The 18330-nt window shown below is 46.7% G+C and carries 18 protein-coding genes; 12 read left to right on the top strand and 6 right to left on the bottom strand.

Features of this window, described 5'->3' with window-relative positions:
* Positions 1 to 362 precede the first annotated feature (362 nt).
* On the top strand, positions 363 to 593 hold the full coding sequence (locus QUB11_RS07955; RefSeq protein ID WP_333199576.1) for a hypothetical protein: 231 nt from the start codon (positions 363 to 365) through the stop codon (positions 591 to 593).
* Between the two features lie 314 nt (positions 594 to 907).
* On the opposite strand, the gene QUB11_RS07950 is transcribed toward QUB11_RS07955, so the two are convergent.
* The 5 genes from QUB11_RS07950 to QUB11_RS07930 form a co-directional block, all read right to left on the bottom strand.
* Complete coding sequence (locus QUB11_RS07950; RefSeq protein WP_333199578.1) at positions 908 to 1543, bottom strand: class I SAM-dependent methyltransferase; 636 nt, start codon at positions 1541 to 1543, stop codon at positions 908 to 910.
* Between the two features lie 6 nt (positions 1544 to 1549).
* Positions 1550 to 2011, bottom strand: a complete 462-nt coding sequence (locus QUB11_RS07945; protein ID WP_333199581.1) for a cupin domain-containing protein — start codon at positions 2009 to 2011, stop codon at positions 1550 to 1552.
* A gap of 148 nt (positions 2012 to 2159) precedes the next feature.
* Complete coding sequence (locus tag QUB11_RS07940; RefSeq protein WP_333199583.1) at positions 2160 to 2537, bottom strand: HEPN domain-containing protein; 378 nt, start codon at positions 2535 to 2537, stop codon at positions 2160 to 2162.
* A gap of 2 nt (positions 2538 to 2539) precedes the next feature.
* Positions 2540 to 3028 (bottom strand): hypothetical protein, encoded by a 489-nt coding sequence (locus QUB11_RS07935; protein ID WP_333199585.1) that lies wholly within the window; start codon positions 3026 to 3028, stop codon positions 2540 to 2542.
* 46 nt (positions 3029 to 3074) lie between these two features.
* Positions 3075 to 3554 (bottom strand): hypothetical protein, encoded by a 480-nt coding sequence (locus tag QUB11_RS07930; RefSeq protein WP_333199587.1) that lies wholly within the window; start codon positions 3552 to 3554, stop codon positions 3075 to 3077.
* 148 nt (positions 3555 to 3702) lie between these two features.
* Here QUB11_RS07930 and QUB11_RS07925 point away from each other — a divergent pair, with 148 nt between their 5' ends.
* The 3 genes from QUB11_RS07925 (at position 3703) to QUB11_RS07915 (ending at position 8053) form a co-directional block, all read left to right on the top strand.
* The gene (locus QUB11_RS07925; protein ID WP_333199589.1) at positions 3703 to 5157 is read left to right on the top strand and encodes a folate/biopterin family MFS transporter; all 1455 of its coding nucleotides are present in this window, start codon (positions 3703 to 3705) and stop codon (positions 5155 to 5157) included.
* Positions 5158 to 5286: 129 nt separating this feature from the next.
* The gene (locus QUB11_RS07920; RefSeq protein ID WP_333390253.1) at positions 5287 to 6783 is read left to right on the top strand and encodes a carotenoid oxygenase family protein; all 1497 of its coding nucleotides are present in this window, start codon (positions 5287 to 5289) and stop codon (positions 6781 to 6783) included.
* A gap of 370 nt (positions 6784 to 7153) precedes the next feature.
* Positions 7154 to 8053 (top strand): DUF4436 family protein, encoded by a 900-nt coding sequence (locus QUB11_RS07915; RefSeq protein ID WP_333390231.1) that lies wholly within the window; start codon positions 7154 to 7156, stop codon positions 8051 to 8053.
* Positions 8054 to 8154: 101 nt separating this feature from the next.
* Here the strand turns inward: QUB11_RS07915 and QUB11_RS07910 are convergent, their stop codons facing one another.
* Positions 8155 to 9033 (bottom strand): SGNH/GDSL hydrolase family protein, encoded by an 879-nt coding sequence (locus tag QUB11_RS07910; RefSeq protein ID WP_333390229.1) that lies wholly within the window; start codon positions 9031 to 9033, stop codon positions 8155 to 8157.
* 524 nt (positions 9034 to 9557) lie between these two features.
* Here QUB11_RS07910 and QUB11_RS07905 point away from each other — a divergent pair.
* The 8 genes from QUB11_RS07905 to QUB11_RS07870 all read left to right on the top strand — a co-directional run bounded on the left by QUB11_RS07905 (position 9558) and on the right by QUB11_RS07870 (position 17943).
* A complete protein-coding gene (locus QUB11_RS07905; RefSeq protein WP_333199597.1) occupies positions 9558 to 9800 on the top strand; it encodes a DUF7219 family protein in 243 nt (80 codons plus the stop codon).
* A 113-nt stretch (positions 9801 to 9913) separates the two neighbouring features.
* Positions 9914 to 10447: an RDD family protein gene (locus QUB11_RS07900; RefSeq protein ID WP_333390227.1), complete on the top strand. Its 534-nt coding sequence runs from the start codon at positions 9914 to 9916 to the stop codon at positions 10445 to 10447.
* Positions 10448 to 10485: 38 nt separating this feature from the next.
* Positions 10486 to 10674: a 50S ribosomal protein L33 gene (gene rpmG, locus QUB11_RS07895; RefSeq protein ID WP_172186750.1), complete on the top strand. Its 189-nt coding sequence runs from the start codon at positions 10486 to 10488 to the stop codon at positions 10672 to 10674.
* Between the two features lie 168 nt (positions 10675 to 10842).
* On the top strand, positions 10843 to 11058 hold the full coding sequence (rpsR, locus tag QUB11_RS07890; RefSeq protein WP_006631377.1) for a 30S ribosomal protein S18: 216 nt from the start codon (positions 10843 to 10845) through the stop codon (positions 11056 to 11058).
* Positions 11059 to 11372: 314 nt separating this feature from the next.
* Positions 11373 to 13379: a ribonuclease R family protein gene (locus QUB11_RS07885; RefSeq protein ID WP_333390225.1), complete on the top strand. Its 2007-nt coding sequence runs from the start codon at positions 11373 to 11375 to the stop codon at positions 13377 to 13379.
* A gap of 222 nt (positions 13380 to 13601) precedes the next feature.
* Entirely contained in the window at positions 13602 to 15044 is a 1443-nt protein-coding gene (locus tag QUB11_RS07880) for a 1-acyl-sn-glycerol-3-phosphate acyltransferase (protein WP_333390223.1), read from the top strand.
* 256 nt (positions 15045 to 15300) lie between these two features.
* Positions 15301 to 16185: a histidine kinase dimerization/phospho-acceptor domain-containing protein gene (locus tag QUB11_RS07875; RefSeq protein ID WP_333199606.1), complete on the top strand. Its 885-nt coding sequence runs from the start codon at positions 15301 to 15303 to the stop codon at positions 16183 to 16185.
* Between the two features lie 297 nt (positions 16186 to 16482).
* Entirely contained in the window at positions 16483 to 17943 is a 1461-nt protein-coding gene (locus tag QUB11_RS07870) for an IctB family putative bicarbonate transporter (protein ID WP_333199608.1), read from the top strand.
* Positions 17944 to 18330 lie beyond the last annotated feature (387 nt).

Raw genomic sequence — 18330 nt, 5'->3', positions numbered from 1 at the left:
TGCTGATTTAGGGTATGAAGGGCTAAATATGCAAGTCAGAGAAACCAGTATCCACAAAGCTGCGGATTTTCAAGTTATTTTTTTCCTACCCTGATTAAGCAACGCCTAAAAGTATTCTCCCGACCTCCGGTCCTCAACCGACAGCCGCTGCGTCGAAGGCTTGCAAAACACATATCCTCGCGAGGGGGCAGGGACGGAGGCACCGCCCCTACAAGCCAAGCATCAATGCTATCGACTTAAACAATAGTACGCTTAACAGATATTAAATAAATTTATGTTAAACAAATGCAAGATTAGGGGTTAACCCAGTAAGCTGCTGTTTAAACTATAGAAGAGACAATTACCACATATATTAGTAAGTAATGAAAACAGTACAATTTATTGGATACCTTTTCAGCATTATTGGTTTATTGGGATTAATTGCAACGTTTCTTCTTACATTTGCCTTGATGTTTGCTTCTGGTTTTTGCGGTACAGCCCCGCATGGTTGCGACCAAGCTCAGGCAGAGTTTTGGGAATTTTTAGTGGGGGCCTTAAATTGTTGCATATTCTTTATATTTTTGATTGTAAGTGGTAAACAGCTTATGAAATAACGCCCAAAATAGTCTGGCGATGAGATAACTGCTGCATCAAATTTTCCCGATCAGTGGCCGGAAAACGCGCTTATTTTGGTAATTTTATGTCATTTAATGGCACGTTTAAAAAAAATCTGTTGAATTTTGCTTTCTACTTTACACTTGTATCCGCGATCGACAGCTTGTCTGTGAGATTTTTAGGGACACGGCACTGCCGTTTCCTTACCCATATCTGGGGCGAGGAGCGACTTTATTGACAGATTGTATGCGATAGTTGTAGGGACACGGCACTGCCGTGTCCTTATCCGGCTCTACGAATTTCACGGAATACTCTAAACAGGTTTCACCCCAACTAATAAAGCGAGTTCCCGCCACTTCCAATAACAGTCTGCATCGGTAAAACCAATTTCTCGAAACCAGCGCAATTGCGTTTCTACATCCAGCAATTTATTAGACGGATCGTCTGGCGAATCGCTAATACCGATCGCCTCTCGAAACTTATCATGCAAAGCGGGAGTTGCTGACGCTACGTGCTCCAAATTGCAAAAAATGCCTCCGGGCTCCAAAAGCTCGAAAATCTCAGTGTAAAGCGAACGTTTGCGATCGTCTGCTACATGATGAATGGCAAAACTAGAAACAACCGCATCAAACTTGCCCAAATCCGGCAGCGATTCGTCAAAATTGTGCTCGATAATCGTGACATTCGGGTCATCAGCAAAGCGAATTCGGGCTTTTTCCAGCATTGTCGGCGAAAAGTCGATCGCCACACATTCAACATTTGGTCGATCGCACTTAAGCAGACCCAGCAACCGCCCGTCTCCCGTGCCCACATCCAGAATTCGCTTAACATTTTTCGGCACTTCCTCCAACAAAACCGCTTCACCTTCAGTGCGGTGAGGAATTCCATCAGCTTTAGCAAGATACCACAAAGCGTGTTCCGCCGAAGTCCAAAGATTCACTTGACTCATAAATTTTCAACTCTCATAAACCTCGCCATTTTTGCGAGTAAAAATCCAACTATTCCCGTTAGCTTTGGCAATTAGATCGTCATCGGGATATTCGGCACTATCTCCCGGAGTGCGATCGCCAATTTCCAGATAAACAACATCTGCATTCGAGCGGTTGACTAAATGATGCCCATCTGCATCCCCCGCCGGAAAACCCGCCGCCATACCCGGTTTCAGCACTTGCTCTCCCGAATTTGTAATCAGAGTAACTTCCCCTTCCAGAACATAGATTAACTCATCTTGACGGGTGTGCCAATGCCTGAGAGCAGAACAACTTCCCGGCGCAAGTCTCACCAAATTTACCCCAAAATTCTGCAATCCGGCAGCATCGCCCAAGCGTTTTTTAACTCTCCCCGCAACAGCAGATTGGAATTGCTCAGGGTACTTGGAACCCGTAATTTCCGCCACATTTTTAGGATCGATAATCATATAACAGCCCTCAAAAAAAAACATCTGGCCCACATTACCTATCAATTTTAGATGGTAAACGAAGTAGGCAAATCCCAATTTTACACCTGCTAAAAACAAGAAAATAATTGTCTAAACAGTGCCTCGATTTGGTCTAAAAGTTGACAGTTTATAGGTTGCTTAACTGAGAGATTACCCGCTGCGCTCGCTTGACTGCTATTTTGCTAATCTTGAAAATTTCGGGTACACTATTGTTATAATCTGCTTCGTTTCGATCCCTTCTCAACTTTTCCAAGTTCCTCCCTATATTTTGACGCTCGGCCTCAGAACTCTGTTTGAATTGCTGCACAACATACTTGTGAGCATCTGCAGTTTTCGGAATAGAATGCCCTTCTGTTTCCTGCAAGTAATTTCTAGCACTGATAAAAGCTGCATAATATGCCCGACTGATAGCCGATCGCATTTTGGCTTCTTGATTTGCAGGAGGAGTCGGTTGACCGAGAAATTCTTTTGCTAGATTCAGATACTGCGACCAGTCAAAAGTCATTATTAGCGCACGCCACAACTAAAAACTCTCCGCACCTCATAGGGCAGAGGTAAATACCAATCCTCTGACAATTTTTCTTCTTTGTCAAGTGCCGCGTCTATGATTTCATCGGCGTCACCATCAATAATAATATCCAGAAATAGCTGCGCGGAGTTAATAAAATCAGAGTCTGCCTCAACTTCAAGGCACAACTTTTTACCGGGGAAGTAATTGAAAATTTTGTCTGGTGCTTCCAGCAATACGGGCATCAAAAAATGATGTTTTTCCAGAAACTGTAATATTTCTGTTTTTCCCCGGAAGCTGTACAATTTTTCCAGAGATTCAATATCAGCCAAAGAAACAGGATTTAACTGGGTTAAACTTTCATGCAGCAGTATCTCAGCTAGGCTGTGGGCATCAAGTTGACGGCGTTTTGCTTCTGCTAAAAGCCTTTCGCTGTCTTCAGGAGACAGTTGGATTGTCAGGGTTTGAGAATTGCTCGCGGTTTGCATATAAATTGTATAATCTAAGGTTGGTTTTTCTTCTTTCCCTTCTGCCTTATTCTAAGAGTTTCAAAGTAGTAGGATTTTCCCGAATCGGTTTAATAAAACGGCTGTTAGCCCGCACAAAACAATTGCCTTTTTGCGTGGAAACAGGCAGCCAACCTTTGCCTTGATTGTCAGAAATCATAATTTGATTAGCAAAATTTCCCGTCACCGCTTCCAAGCGCTGTCCCCGCCGAAAAACAGTCACCACAGGCCACTGCGAAACATTATGTTTATTTCTTTCAAACAACTCAGCAGGCGCATCCAAACCGTCTACAGAAATTGAGCGAAATCTCTGAGCCATCCGGCAATTCAACCCTTTAGGATCAGAGTCAACAACCAACCAATTTACCTGCCTGTTGCCCCGCTGTCTCGCAGGCGGCACCGGATAATCACCTTGCTTGTTAGCAACAGGTACAGCTAAGGCTAAATTAGTCCCCATTCCTAAAATCCAAGCAACTGCCAGAAAGACAATTTTAATTTCTGCTTTCATTGCTACCACCAATCCTTGAATGCGAGCTAATTACAATTTTATAATACCTGCCAGATCCCCGTCATTCCGGCATCCCACCTCCGACAGTTCCCGCAACTCATTAAGAATGTGTTATAAATATTGAGATTCATTAAGAAATATTGCTCAAATGCTCGTTTCCCCCTCCGGCGTCAGCAAACTCAAAGAATCTTTAAAAGAAAAAGTATTCTTTGGGAATGAGCCAACCCCCGAACTCATAGCCATCTTACTGATTTACTTCGTCCAAGGCATTCTCGGACTCGCCCGCTTAGCCGTCAGCTTCTTCCTCAAAGACGAACTCGGCATGAGTCCGGCAGAAGTCTCGGCAATGCTGGGCGTCGTCGCCCTACCTTGGATTATCAAACCCGTGTTCGGCTTCATGTCGGACGGCTTGCCGATATTCGGCTACCGCAGACGCCCTTACATCGTCCTCTCCGGGCTACTGGGAACGTCAGCATGGGTGAGCCTCGCAACAATTGTACACACGCCGCTTGCCGCTACAGGCGCGATCGCCCTGAGTTCTCTCTCCCTCGCCGTCAGCGACGTAATCGCCGACTCCCTGGTAGTCGAAAGGGCCAGAAAAGAATCCGTTACCGACGCCGGTTCCCTGCAATCCTTGTCTTGGGGCGCTGCAGCCCTCGGCGGACTAATTACCGCCTACCTCAGCGGTTCCCTGCTGCAACACTTCAGCACTCATACTATCTTTTTAATCACCGCATCTTTCCCGCTAATTGTATCAGCAACAGCTTGGTTAATTGCCGAAGAAAAAACCGACAAAAGAACCGACTTTGAAACTGTCAAAGACCAATTCAAACAACTACGGCAAGCTGTTACCCAAAAAACCATTTGGCTGCCCACAGCCTTTCTCTTCCTCTGGCAAGCCACCCCAAGCTCAGACTCCGCCTTCTTCTTTTTCACCACCAACGAATTAGGCTTTCAACCAGAATTTCTAGGGCGAGTCCGCCTCGTTACCAGCATTGCAGCCCTTGCCGGCATCTGGCTGTTTCAACGCTTCCTCAAAACAGTTCCATTTCGAGTAATTTTTGGCTGGTCAACAGTCATTGCGACTGCTTTGGGTATGACTACTTTATTATTAGTAACTCATGCCAACCGAGCTTTAGGAATTGACGATCAATGGTTCAGCATAGGAGACAGCCTGATCCTGACAGTAATCGGACAAATTGCTTATATGCCGGTGCTCGTACTCTCCGCCAGATTGTGTCCCCCAGGCGTCGAAGCAACTTTATTTGCCGTGTTGATGTCAGTTACCAACTTAGCAGGACTTATTTCCCACGAAGGCGGCGCACTTTTGACCCACTTGCTAGGAATTACCGATCGCAATTTCGATAACCTCTGGCTGCTAATTGTCATCACAAACCTCTCCACCCTTCTGCCGCTACCGTTCTTAAATTGGCTGCCCGCCGATAGTACAGAAAGCGCCGATCCAAATTCTCAAAAGTCTCTTCCCGTATTAGAACCAGAAATCGGCAGTTCCAAACCAGGCGGACAGCATTTCATGCCCGAATACTTTCCCGACTTAGTACCGACAGTAAGGTCACAAAGTCGCACCGCAGACAGCAAATAAAGGCAGGCACACAGGGATTTTGATAGAGATACACGGATGAATTTAACTGTGTTGCCTAACTCTCCGAATTTCCTTCTCTCTGCGCCCTCTGTGTTCTCTGCGGTTAAAAAATTCGCTCCCCTAACACCAATGCAAGACTTACAACTTTCCGCATCTCAAACCGCAGCTCAAAACGTATCATACGATCGCACAGACTGGCAGCGCGGCTACGAATCCCAACCCAAGGAATCCGACTACTGGATTGACGACATAGAAGGCGAAATCCCCCCCGGCTTGCAAGGCACATTCTTTCGCAACGGGCCCGGATTATTGGATGTCAACGGCCAGCGCATCCACCACCCGTTTGACGGCGACGGGATGGTTTGTGCGATCGCAATATCCGAAGGCCGCGCCCATTTCCGCAACCGATTCGTCCGCACAGAAGGCTATCTAGCCGAACAAAAAGCCGGAAAAATCCTCCACCGAGGCGTTTTCGGCACACAGAAACCGGGGGGCCCGCTTGCCAACATCTTTGATGTCAAAATCAAAAACATTGCCAACACCAACATCATTTATTGGGGCGACAAACTGCTAGCACTTTGGGAAGCAGCACAGCCCTACAGACTCGACCCCCGTACCCTAGAAACACTCGGCTTAGACACCCTAGACGGCGTTTTACAACCCGGTGAAGCCTTCGCAGCCCACCCCAGAATTGAAAAAGGGAAAAATGGCAAAGGAGACAGATTAGTAAACTTTTCCGTCAAGCCCGGTTTGTCGAGTACAATTACCATTTACGAACTCGACGAAAGCGGCAAACTTTTGCAGCGTCACGCCCATGCAATACCGGGTTTTGCCTTCCTGCACGACATGGTAATTACCCCGAATTACTGCATATTCTTCCAAAATCCCGTCAGCTTCAATCCGCTGCTTTTCGTGTTAGGATTTCGGAGTGCCTCCCAGTGTATTCAATTTTCGCCAAACAAGCCAACGCAAGCAATTTTAATTCCCCGCAACGGCACTGACGAGGTGAAGATATTAGAAACCGAACCTTGTTTTGTGTTCCACCACTGCAACGCATGGGAAGAAGGAGACGAAGTTTTTGTGGATTCAGTTTGTTACGAATCATTTCCCACTGTAGAAGCAGACGGCGATTTTCGCGAGGTTGATTTTGAGAGCATTCCAGCGGGCGAATTGTGGCGGTTTAAGTTGAATTTGCAAGACAAAACCGTACAGCATCAAGTTGTTGAAACTCGGTGCTGCGAGTTTCCGACTCTGCATCCCAATAATGTCGGACAACCTTACCGATATCTTTACATCGGTGCTGCTGATGCTCCCACGGGAAATGCTCCTTTGCAAGCTATCCTCAAAATTGATTTCGTGACTGGTGAAAGGCAAATTTGGAGTGCGGCACCACGCGGTTTTGCGGGGGAACCGGTGTTTGTTACCCGTCCCGATGCTGTTGCGGAGGATGACGGCTGGCTGCTGGTTTTAATGTATGATGCAGCTAATCATCGATCGACCTTAGTGATTTTAGATGCTCGCGACATCACCAAAGGCCCTGTAGCGCGCTTGCATTTAAAACAGCACATTCCCTACGGTTTGCACGGCTGTTTTACACCAAATGTACTGCTTCCTATCGGTTCGTAGTTGCGCGTTGAGTCGCGTGGTTCTTGCGCCGCTCGCCACAGCCCGCCGGGGGTTTTCAACCCCCGGCTCACAGCGAAAGTCCTCGCTCAAGAGGACTAAAACCAACATTTATTATCGATCGAGTTTCTTCAGTCGGTTTTAACTGAGATGTTGCACCATTGTCAATAAGCCTTTTATGAACGGGCTCTGGGGCCCGTTCCACAAGAAAATCTAATCTTTGTAGAACAGGCATCTTGCCTGTTCTTGAGAATGGTGCAAGATGTGAGTTTTAACCGACTGTCTTCTATGAGCCAGGGGTTTAAACCCCTGGCGGACTGCGGAGACTGCGAGAAATACTAACAACACTTCAATACATAAAAATACCTAGTAAATGCAAACTGTCAACAAAATTCCTCTCCAAAAACTACTTATTTTAATTGGCACTATCGTCGTAATTTTTGCAATTATATTATCTATTTACTCTCACAATGCTAACGCCCAAGAGCCTTACAATTTATCTCCAGAAAGCGCTGTAGCGTCCAAAGGCTTGGTTGAGGTCAAAATGACGGTAATTGCAGTTGATCCCATTAAAAACGAATTAGAAGCCCGCTTGCAGTTTGAACTCAAAGGTATTTATAAAAAAGGGCCAACTTACCCGGCTCAAGACTTGTTAATGACAGTTAACGGCGCAAATGTACAGGATTCGGAAATTACCTTTAAAGAAGGGAAACCGATGATTGTCCCTGCATTAAAATTCAACTTAGTCAAAGGAAAAATTAACAATTACCCGTTTGACAGCCACATTGCTAAAGTAGCTATTTCGATCGACCCGCTGCCTTCGATTGGTAAAAAGTTTGCTCCATTTGAACTGAATCCCGTGCCGCTGGAATTTAATTTCCATGCCGACGTTCCCGGTTTCGACATTAGTTATAAGCCGATGGAAGAGAATTCCTCTATCTTTATTTATATTGATGTTTCTGCAACTCGATCGCTCCCGGTAAAATTCTTTGCCTTAGTGATTATTATCATAATGTGGGTGCTGTCAATTATGGCGCTTTTGCTAGCATTAAAAGTGATGAAATCGGGTAAGGTACCGGAAGTGGGAATGTTGAGTTGGACTGCTGTGATGCTGTTTGCTTTTCCCGCTATTCGCAACGCTCAACCGGGGGTGCCTCCGGTGGGAACGGCTAGTGATTTTCTGTCGTTTTTTTGGACGGAAATTATTGTTGTAGTGGCGTTGGTGATTATCGGTAGTTGTTGGTTGAAGCGGTATCATCCGCCAATTGAATGATTTGAGATTTGAACAATTTAGCCCAGAGATAAATTTGGGGTCTTTTACCCTGGAGACTTTCAATTAACAGTCAACAGTCAACAGTCAACAGTCAACTAAATTCAATTTTTGACTTCTAAATTCTCAATATCCTTTGCGGGTACGCCCAAACCGCGCAAAATAGTAAAAGCCATAATTCGATATCCCGACGGATTCGGGTGTACTCCATCTGCTGCCAACAAATTCATAGTCTTGCCCGCGTGCTTTTGATACGTGCCGATAACTTCCCGAAAAGGCGTATTCAAATCAATAAACAAGCACTGATTCTCTAACGCAATTTCTCGCATCGCGGCAATATACTCTTGCAATCGGCGATTTTCTGGGCCGTCGAGAATTTCGCCGATAGGAGTAGGAGAAAGCAGTACAACTCGAATTCCTGCGGCTTTTGCAGCCACCACCATTTGAGTGATTTTCTCCCGATATTCTGCCAGTGGCACTCCCGTGGGCAAGTTGCCTTGCGGATAAAACTGATTTTTTTGAAAGTCGAAGAAAGCGTGCCAAACGTCGTTGACTCCGACATTAATCATCACTAAATCTGGCTTTTGGTCGATCGCATCTTTCTGGAAGCGCGCTTGCATATCCGTCGCCTTGTTACCGGAGATTCCGGCGTTGACGATTTCGATTTTGCGATCGGGATAAAGGGCATTCAGATAGCGTTCCAGTAGCCAAACGTAACCTCCGGGGTATTTCCCTGCCTCGGTGATGCTGTCGCCCACAGTCACAATTTTGCGCCGGCCGGCGAGCACGTTCTGGATTTCTGGTGGTGGCGTTGCTTCGGATACGGATTCTTTAAACACGGGAATTAAGGAGTGAGGAATGTTGAAGGCGATAATAGCAGCAATTACGGCGATGGCAAGTTTGATTAAAACTTGCCTCAGCCGGGGTTTGGGACGGGGCGATTCCCTTCGGGATAGCTTTGCTTCACGCGAATTGGGAGACATTACGCAGATTCCTATTAAAAGTCTAACTCTTTATCTCTGCAATAATATTATCCATTTCAGGGTTTTTTGTCACTTATTTCAATAACTCAGTCCTGGACTAACAAAAACCTGGTTTGGACACCACATCCGAAGTTATAAGCCTTAAGGCAGAAACCTGGTTGTTGACAATCAAGCATCCAGGATACAAGCCCCCGGATTCATTCCGAAAGCAGACTCAGGATGGAAAAATAAAAAACCTGTATCCGATAAAGGAGCCCCCGAATTGATCCGTGGGGTCAATGCTTCAAATCTAAAATCTAAAATCTAAAATCTAAAATCGCGCAATCGATTGACCCCGCCTGCGTAAGTTGTACAGTGAAATTACTGAGGTTTTTGTCGCCCTCATCTGTCCGTGTAATTGCCATCACAAAAAAGTTCGCCAAATGTCACATGATTTCTGCTACTTACAGCACAACTTTAGAAGGTAATCGCGGTTTATAATATTGATATGTTCAGGAAACAAGTTTTCATGCGAGGTTAAAGCAATGGTAGCAAATTCAAATTTTTTATATCCTCAAACTCGCTATTACGGTGAAGTTAAGCCAGAGAATTTGGTATTTAATGCGAATTTACAAGAGTTTTCTCAGCGAGTGGGTTACATCAGTTCCTTGACATCTAACGGTAAAATCTCTGTGGAACAGGCATTTACTCAAATACAAAAACTCTGGGAAGAGGTGGAAAACTCGAAAAAGCAGTTGGGAATTGGCGAAAATCCATTTTCAGCTTGAATACTTAGCGGTTGGCTTGGAAGTTGAGTTACGCGCCATTGATGCCGATCGATTAATCCACAGCTTAAGATGAAAAATGAAAAAGTACCTAGTGGCGATCGACCTTTTTGCCTATGAGTTCCGATTTAGTACCCCTCCTTCCCAAAGTATCAGTCGGCCGCCGCGCAGCGGCCTTCTGCATCGACGGAATCGCAGTTTGGCTGCCCAGTTTGCTTCTGGGCAATAATGCGATCGTCCAAAGCATATTTTTTGTCCTGCTGTGGCTGATCATGCGCGTAGCCATCGTCAGGAAAAACCAAGGTCAAAGTCTCGGGCGCTGGGCTTTGGACATGAAAATTGCCGATACCAGATTCCTACGGACTCCCGGAGTGCAAGAACTGTGCAAGCGCGAGGCATTGCTGGGCATTTGCGCCGCCTTAGCCTTCGCAGGTATAGCTGGGCTCACCTCTACCAACGCCGCCGTCTTGCTGCTGATGCTGCCCCTGGCGATCGACTGTAGCGTTGCCCTCAACTCCGGCGAAAGGTTTCCCCAAGCTTTCCACGATCGCATCGGGGGGACGATGGTCGTCGGAACCCGCCGCGGCTACTCCCTCGACATCAAAGTTAGAAGATTGCTTGACCAAGTGCAGAGCAATGTGAGAAGATAATAAATTGTGTTTAAATTAGTCGAAATTTATTTAGAATTATGGCTAAAGGCGTCCGCATCATAATTACTCTAGAGTGTACTGAGTGCCGTACAAACGTAAGCAAACGCTCAAAAGGCGTGTCTCGGTACACCACCACCAAGAACCGTCGCAACACGACGGCGCGGCTGGAACTCAAAAAGTTCTGCCCCCATTGCAACAGGCACACTGCCCACAAAGAGATCAAGTAGTGATTAGTCATTAGTCCTTAGTCATCAGTCATCAGTTGTTGGCAATTGATATTGATCGGCGAAAAGCAGATAATTAACCAATGCTTTGCTGACGGCTAGCAACTAACGGCTAATAACTAAAAACTCACAATCAACAGTCAACAAACAACAGTCAACAAACAACAAACCATGACTTACTTTCGCCGGCGCGTTTCGCCCATCAAACCAGGAGACCCGATCGACTACAAAGATGTCGATTTGCTCAAAAAATACGTCACAGAACGCGGTAAAATTTTGCCCCGCCGGATTACCGGTTTGACAGCAAAACAGCAGCGAGACCTGACCAGAAGCATCAAAAGAGCAAGAATTGTAGCTTTGATGCCCTTCGTAAACCAAGAAGGTTAACAGGATTTGGGATTTTGGGTTTTAGATTTTGGACTGGGAATAAGACTTGCGCGAAAAGAACGTCTTTCTGTCATTAATAGTGCAGCAAGAATGCAGCGAAATAATCGCGAAATAGGGTTAAGAATCGCCGCAGCGCAAGTCTTAATCACAAGTCAAAAGTTAAAAAAAAAAGCAATAATAAAGAACAACTTTTTAGATTTTAACTTTCACAATTGACCAGAAAAATTGCCAATATCCAAAATCTAAAATCGCAAGCTCGAAACTCGATAAGTGGCTACTGTAAAAATCCAAAATCTCAAATATAAAGCTGGCAAGTGGAGAAGGGAACGTTAGTAGAATTTAGAGTGCACGGCGACCGCCGTCTGGCAGTTGCCGATCGCCCCGACGGCAAGAAAAACTGGGTAGTAGTAGACGAAAACGGTCAACCGCACAGCATACCGCCCAAACAAATCAGCTACGAAGTAGTCGGAGAAACTTACAAACCCTCCGATATTCCCAAATTTCTCAAAGAAGTAGAAGCATACTCAGATCCGTCGAGTTTGGAAGTCGCTTGGGAACTTTTAGTCGGTGACGGAGAAACAGCAGATCCCGAATCCCTGGCAAAGCTGTTATTTTCTGAGAGTAGTGCGGCCCAGTGTTACGCGGCTTACTGTTTGCTATCAACAGACAAACTGTATTTTAAACAAAAGGGCGATCGCTACGAACCGCGACCCGCCGCCCAAGTAGCCGAAATCAAACACCAGCAAGAAGTAGAACAGCAGCGACACCAAGAATCCCAAGGATTTTGGGATCGAGTCAAACAGCGGCTGGCAGGGGAAAATGTAGATTGGGAAAATAGCGATCGAACTCGCCTCGACGCCCTAGAACGCTTTGCCCTCCTCGGAGAAGAAGCAACGCACCGCACCCCAGCCTTAGAAACTTTAGCCAGCTTACAACGATCCGAAAACCCCGAAGCAGCATTTGGCCTCCTAGTCGATCTCGGCCTCTGGAGTACCCACGAAAACCTGTTTTTGCGGCGCAGCCAAATTCCCCTACAATTCTCCGCAAAGGTATTAGAAGTGGCCCAACGCTGCCTAGAAAATCCCCCAACCGAATCCGACACAAATCGTCTCGATTTAACTCACCTCAAGGTTTACACGATCGACGACGAAAGCACCACCGAAATCGACGACGGCCTCAGCTTAGAATTCCTCGAAAACGGCCAGCAGCGCCTGTGGATACACATCGCTGATCCCACCCGCTTGCTTTCCCCCGGAGACGAACTCGACCTCGAAGCCAGAAAGCGCACCACTACGGTTTACCTGCCCACGGGAATGATTCCCATGTTTCCCCCAGCTTTGGCAACCGGGCCGATGAGTTTAATTCAAGGCAAAGAGTGCAGCGCCCTCAGCTTCAGCGTCACCTTAGACGAAATCGGCGCGGCTCAAGATTACAGCATCCACATCAGCACCATAAAACCCACCTACCGCTTAACCTACGATGACGTAGACGAAATGCTGGAGTTGGGAATCGAAGCAGAACCAGAAATAGCAGCGATCGCCTCTGCAGCAAAACTGCGCCAAAAATGGCGGGAAGCCCAAGGCGCAATCAGCATATTCATGCCCGAATCCGTCATTAAAGTCAACGGCGACGACATCAAAATCCACGTCATCGACGACTCCACAGCCCGGATGCTAGTAGCCGAAATGATGATTTTAGCCGGCGAACTAGCCGCCCGCTACGGTCAAACTCACAGCCTACCCATACCCTACCGCTATCAGCCACAGCCCGAACTCCCTCCCGATGAAGAACTGCTGGCCGTGCCTGCAGGCCCCGCCCGCGCTTGCGCCGTGCGTCGGTGTATGCCCCGCAGCGAAATGGGCCTCACCCCCGGACGCCACGCAGGCTTGGGTTTGGAATTATACACTCAAGTTACTTCCCCGATCCGCCGCTATACCGATTTGCTGACTCACTTCCAAATCAAAGCCCACCTGCGGGGCGAACCACTGCCTTTTTCCGCTGAAGAAATACAGGACATTGTGATGTGTCTCGGCACCGCAGTTAAAGAAGCATCCACTGTTGAACGCCAAACTAACCGCTATTGGGGATTGGAATATTTGCGGCGCAACCCCGATGAAGTTTGGGAAGCTTTAATGCTGCGCTGGCTGAGGGAAGACAGCAATCTCGGATTGATTTTATTGGAAGATTTGGGTTTAGAATTGGCAATGCGATTTGGTCGATCGGTCGCAATAGGCGATCGACTAGAAGTCAAAGTCACACACTGCGATCCGCGATCGGATGTCATTAACTTCCAAGAAATGATATTTGAAGCGGCACAATAGGATTTTAGACTTGAGATTTTAAATTTGGGATTTCCAAAATCTTAGTGACAGGAATTGTGCGTTTGTGGCTATAAACCAATATGCTTGGGTTAGTCATCTCAGAGGAATTTCATCTCAGGAATTTAGGGGAGTTTACTCTTCAACCCGCGCAGGCGGGTTTTGTTTCTGTAGGGGCGGTTTCAACCGCCGTCTTAACTAAAATCTAAAATCTCAAACCGCCAAATGCCCAATTCAATTAGCCAAGTTCAGCCGCCGCTGGAATTCATACCCCCAGCCTACAACCCTCTAGTGATGCAAGGTTGTAAGCAAATACTCCCCTGGTGGCTGCGATTTCGGACGAGTATCAGCCACGTTCAAGCCGAAAACGTCGAAACCCTCGCCGAACTATTCCACCAATTTCAAAATCAGAAAGTTCGCTTTTTGCTAGCCTTCCGCCACCCCAACTCAGACGATCCCTACTGTTTGGGACAACTAATTTGGAAACTCGTTCCCCAGGCGGCGCGCGCCAAAGGTATTCCCCTGCAATTCCCGGTACATTCCCACTTTATCTACGATCGCGGCATTCCCCTGTGGGCCGGTGCGGGAGTCGGCTGGTTGTATTCCCAACTCGGTGGCACTCCGATCGTTCGCGGTAAGATCGATCGCGCCGGATTGCGATCGGCCCGCAATTTATTTGCCAACAGCCAATTCCCGATCGCCGCCGCCCCAGAAGGCGCCACCAACGGTCACAATGAAATAGTTAGCCCCCTCGAACCGGGAATTGCTCAAATGGGCTTCTGGTGCCTGGAAGATTTGGTGAAAGCCGGACGCACTGAAAAAGTTTTAATTGTGCCGATCGGCATTCAATACCGCTATGTCAACCCACCTTGGCAACCCCTAGAAAAACTTTTAACTCAATTAGAAATTGATTGCGGACTGCCACCCTTAGAACGCACCGATATCGCAAGTTTAGACACTGCCAATCCCGATTCCGAAAACCCAAATCACAAATTCCAATACCTGCGCCTGATTCGACTTGGCAGCCATTTACTAGCAGTAATGGAAGAGTTTTACAGCCGTTTTTATCATAAAAATTTACAGCCTGAAACCTCTATTTTAACATCATTATCCCTCCCCAATAAAACGGGAAATGATTCTGGCAATGAAGTAATGATCGCTCGACTGAAAGCACTGTTAGACGTGGCCTTGCAAGTAGCAGAAGAATATTTTAACTTAAAACCCAAAGGCAGTTTAATAGACCGCTGCCGCCGTCTGGAACAAGCAGGCTGGGACTATATTTATCGAGAAGATATCAAAAATATTGCAGCACTTTCTCCCTTAGAAAGAGGATTAGCCGATCGCCTCGCTGAAGAAGCAAGTCTTCGGATGTGGCACATGAGACTTGTAGAAAGTTTCGTTTCCGTCACGGGCAGATATGTCGCAGAACAACTGACAGCAGAACGTTTGGCAGAAACAACTTTACTGCTGTGGGACGTACTGGCTCGCATCAAAGGGGGAAATCCTTTCGGCAGACCGAAGTTGGGCAAACAGCAGGTACAAATGACCGTGGGCGAACCCATATCAGTGAGCGATCGTTGGGATCGATATCAAACCAGTCGCAGGTTAGCAGTTGCCGAACTCACTCAAGACTTGCAATCAGCTTTAGAAGCAATGATTAAATCTTAATTACTCAGATAAGGAAGAGCTTCAAGGGAAGAATGAATATATATAGCCATCCTAAATCATTTGTGAATTTCTTACTCCCTCCCCTTGATAAGGGGAGGGTTGGGGTGGGGTCAAAAATTTACGACTCTTGCAAGGATTGCTATATTTTCTTGACTACTTTTTTTGTGGTGAATTATAAACAGATTGTTATAGACTTTTGGAATAGGTCTAATGAACCGCAAACCCTCGCTCGACAATGAACCAATAAAAATTAACGATGACTAACAAACCTATCGATTTGTCTACTAACTCAATTAAGGTAAAACTGCTGAATAATTTAGCGCAGGAATTGCTCACACCGCTCACTTCTGTCCTCGGCATGGCAAGCGTGTTGAAACAAGAAATTTATGGCCCCTTAACGAGCAAGCAAAAAGAATATATTGACGTGATCCAAGACAGCAGCCGCTCTTTGCGATCGCTAGTTGAAGAAATTTTGGAACTGGCAGAACTAGATGATTCCGCTTTCACCTTGAAGCGAACCGCAGTCGATATAGAAACTTTGTGCCAGCAGGTTGTGACAATCCTGTCGTCGGCGACAAGTAGACGAGAGCAAGAAATTAATTTGTCGATGGGGCCCGGAGCGCGCATCTGGTTGGTAGATAAAGATAAGGTTCAGCAAATGCTGCACCACTTAATTTTTAGCATTATTCAATCTGCTGGGGCAGGCAGCGTGATTCGAGTCCACGTTTCTCGGAAAGAAGAGGGTATCAACATCGGAGTTTGGGTTTTTCATCCTTGGTTAGGGGAAAGTTTGCCCCATGCTAAACTCTACACCGACTACTTGTTGAAGGTCGGATCGGGTAGCGGTTCGCCATCGAACTCCGAAACCGACTCTCCCGGAGAACCGCAACTCCCGACACAGGGTTCGCAGCGATTAACGCTGGCGTTTTCTGAGTTGGCGGCTTTGGCGGCGCAGAATGCAGAGGATAGTGCACCAGTGTTAGCTGGTTACGGGGCGCGCGAACGCTTGGGGCTGCTGCTTTGCTGCCAATTGGTGGAAATTCAAGGCGGCCAACTCTCGATTCAAGGAACCCCGGAATCTGGATATCGCTACGTGCTCTGGCTGCCTTGCACAAATGCTACGGAATTGTTGGAAGGCTAAAGAAGGAAGAAGGAAGTTCGGCAACGGATTTTCTAACGGATGTAACGGATGGAAAGAAGAAGGAAGAAGAAACAAGTCATTTGTTAATTAATACTGAGATGTTGCACCATTCTCAATAAGGCTTTTAGGCGCGGGCTCGCGTGTCCCCCCACAATAAATTTATTCTTTGTGGAGCCGACAAGAAAAGCCTTAAGAGAGAATAGTCCAAGATGGGAGTTACTACCAATTGTCGATGCTTTTAGAGTCAATTCCCAATTCCCGATTCCCAATTTCCAATTACCAATAATCAATCTAAAAATGAATTCAGTTTGGCAACAATTAACTCTGGCAAATTTGCCGCTCTCTCAGTGGCAAAGTAGAAGTTATTTATTCAATTTGGCGATCGGCTCTTTACGCAGTTGGCGGCAGAGTAGCTGGCTGATGCAGTGGGCCGAACCCTTGGGTTTTGTTTTGCTGGCCTTGACTTTCGGTTTGGCACCGTTTGTAAACAATGCCTTGGTGGGGGTGTTGATGGCGGCTAGCGCTGCATTTTGGGTGCTGCTGACTGTTTCGGACGATCGCGAGATCCCCTTCACGCCGATTCACTTGCTGGTAATGCTGTACTGGGGCATTGCCACCGTCGCAACGGCGATGTCGCCAGTGAAAGTCGCCGCTGCTACTGGTTGGAGCAAGCTAACGCTGTATTTGCTGTTTTTTGCGCTGATGGCTCGGATATTGCGAGATCCCCGTTGGCGATCGTGGTTAATTGCCGTATTTTTGAACGTCTCTTTAATTGTCAGTTTCTACGGCGTGCGGCAGTGGATTGACAAAGTGCCGCCCTTAGCTACTTGGAACGATCCGACTTCTACTCAAGCCAATGTCACGCGAGTTTACAGCTTTCTGGGGAATCCTAACTTGCTTGGTTCCTATTTGCTGCCAGCCATTGCATTGAGCGCCGCCGCACTTTTTGTGTGGAAAGGATGGGGAACAAAAATTTTAGCATTGACCATGCTGGTGGTGAATTGCGCGTGTTTGCGCTACACCGATAGCCGGGGTGCTTGGATCGGTTTTGTGGCTCTACTTGTGGTATTTTTAGTGCTGGTGTGGTACTGGTACAGCCCTTTGATGCCTCGGTTCTGGCGAACTTGGGCGCTGCCGTTAGGGTTAGGAGGTTTGGCTGGGGCGTTAATTTTAGGAGTGGCTTTAGTGGAGCCTCTGCGCGATCGAGTTTCGAGTATGTTTATCGGCCGAGGTGACAGCAGCAACAATTTTCGGATTAATGTTTGGACGGCGGTGATTGACATGATTCGCGATCGACCAATTCTCGGCATTGGGCCCGGAAACACTGCTTTTAATAAAGTTTATCCGCTTTATATGAGGCCGAGATTCACTGCTTTGAGCGCTTATTCCGTGCTGCTGGAAATTGCGGTGGAAACCGGTTTTATCGGTTTAATGTGTTTCCTTTGGCTGATGACTGTCACCGTCAATCAAGGTTTGTTGCAGATCAAAAATCTGCGGGATGCACAATTTAACATCTCTAATTTAGACGAAGAATCCCGAAATCAAAAATCTAAAATCCAAAATCTAAAATCGAATCACGGGTTTTGGTTGATTGGGGCGATCGCAACTTTAGCCGGCATGATGGCCCACGGTTTTGTCGATACAGTTTGGTACAGGCCCGAAGTTAATATGCTTTGGTGGTTGATGGTGGCGATTATTGCTAGTTTTTACAGCAACTCGCACCAGCAGCAAGATTCAGCTTTGACGCAGGGCGAGTAGATAGAATTGCTGGCGGGGTTTTATCCCCGCCTGGTGGCAGGGCGGTTTCATTCTCAGGGAAATCATCGTTTTGTAGGGGTAGTGCCTTTCTTTGCCTACCCCCTCGACGAATGATGAAATCGATGTTTCAAATGTCGGGGTTCTTCACGAGGGTTTCCCCCTAGGTCGAATGAAACAGCCCTGCGCCCGGTGTGGATTCCAGCAATAGCCGATACAGCAATGATTAAGAGTTATATCAGTGCAAAAAAAGAATGCAGCTTTATGCAAGCTGCAAACCCTTATCGCCATAAGTTATTTCCAATTCTTCAATCCCACATTCCGCAGATGTGATTATCTTACTGGTATTTTTCAAAAATCAAAGCCATAAAGCTTTTTTTAGTCTAACTA

The organism is Microcoleus sp. B6-A1, from assembly GCF_036705085.1.
Taxonomy (GTDB): domain Bacteria; phylum Cyanobacteriota; class Cyanobacteriia; order Cyanobacteriales; family Microcoleaceae; genus Microcoleus.
The sequence above is the reverse complement of the archived record's forward strand: the minus strand, read 5'-3'. Positions and strand labels throughout refer to the sequence as shown.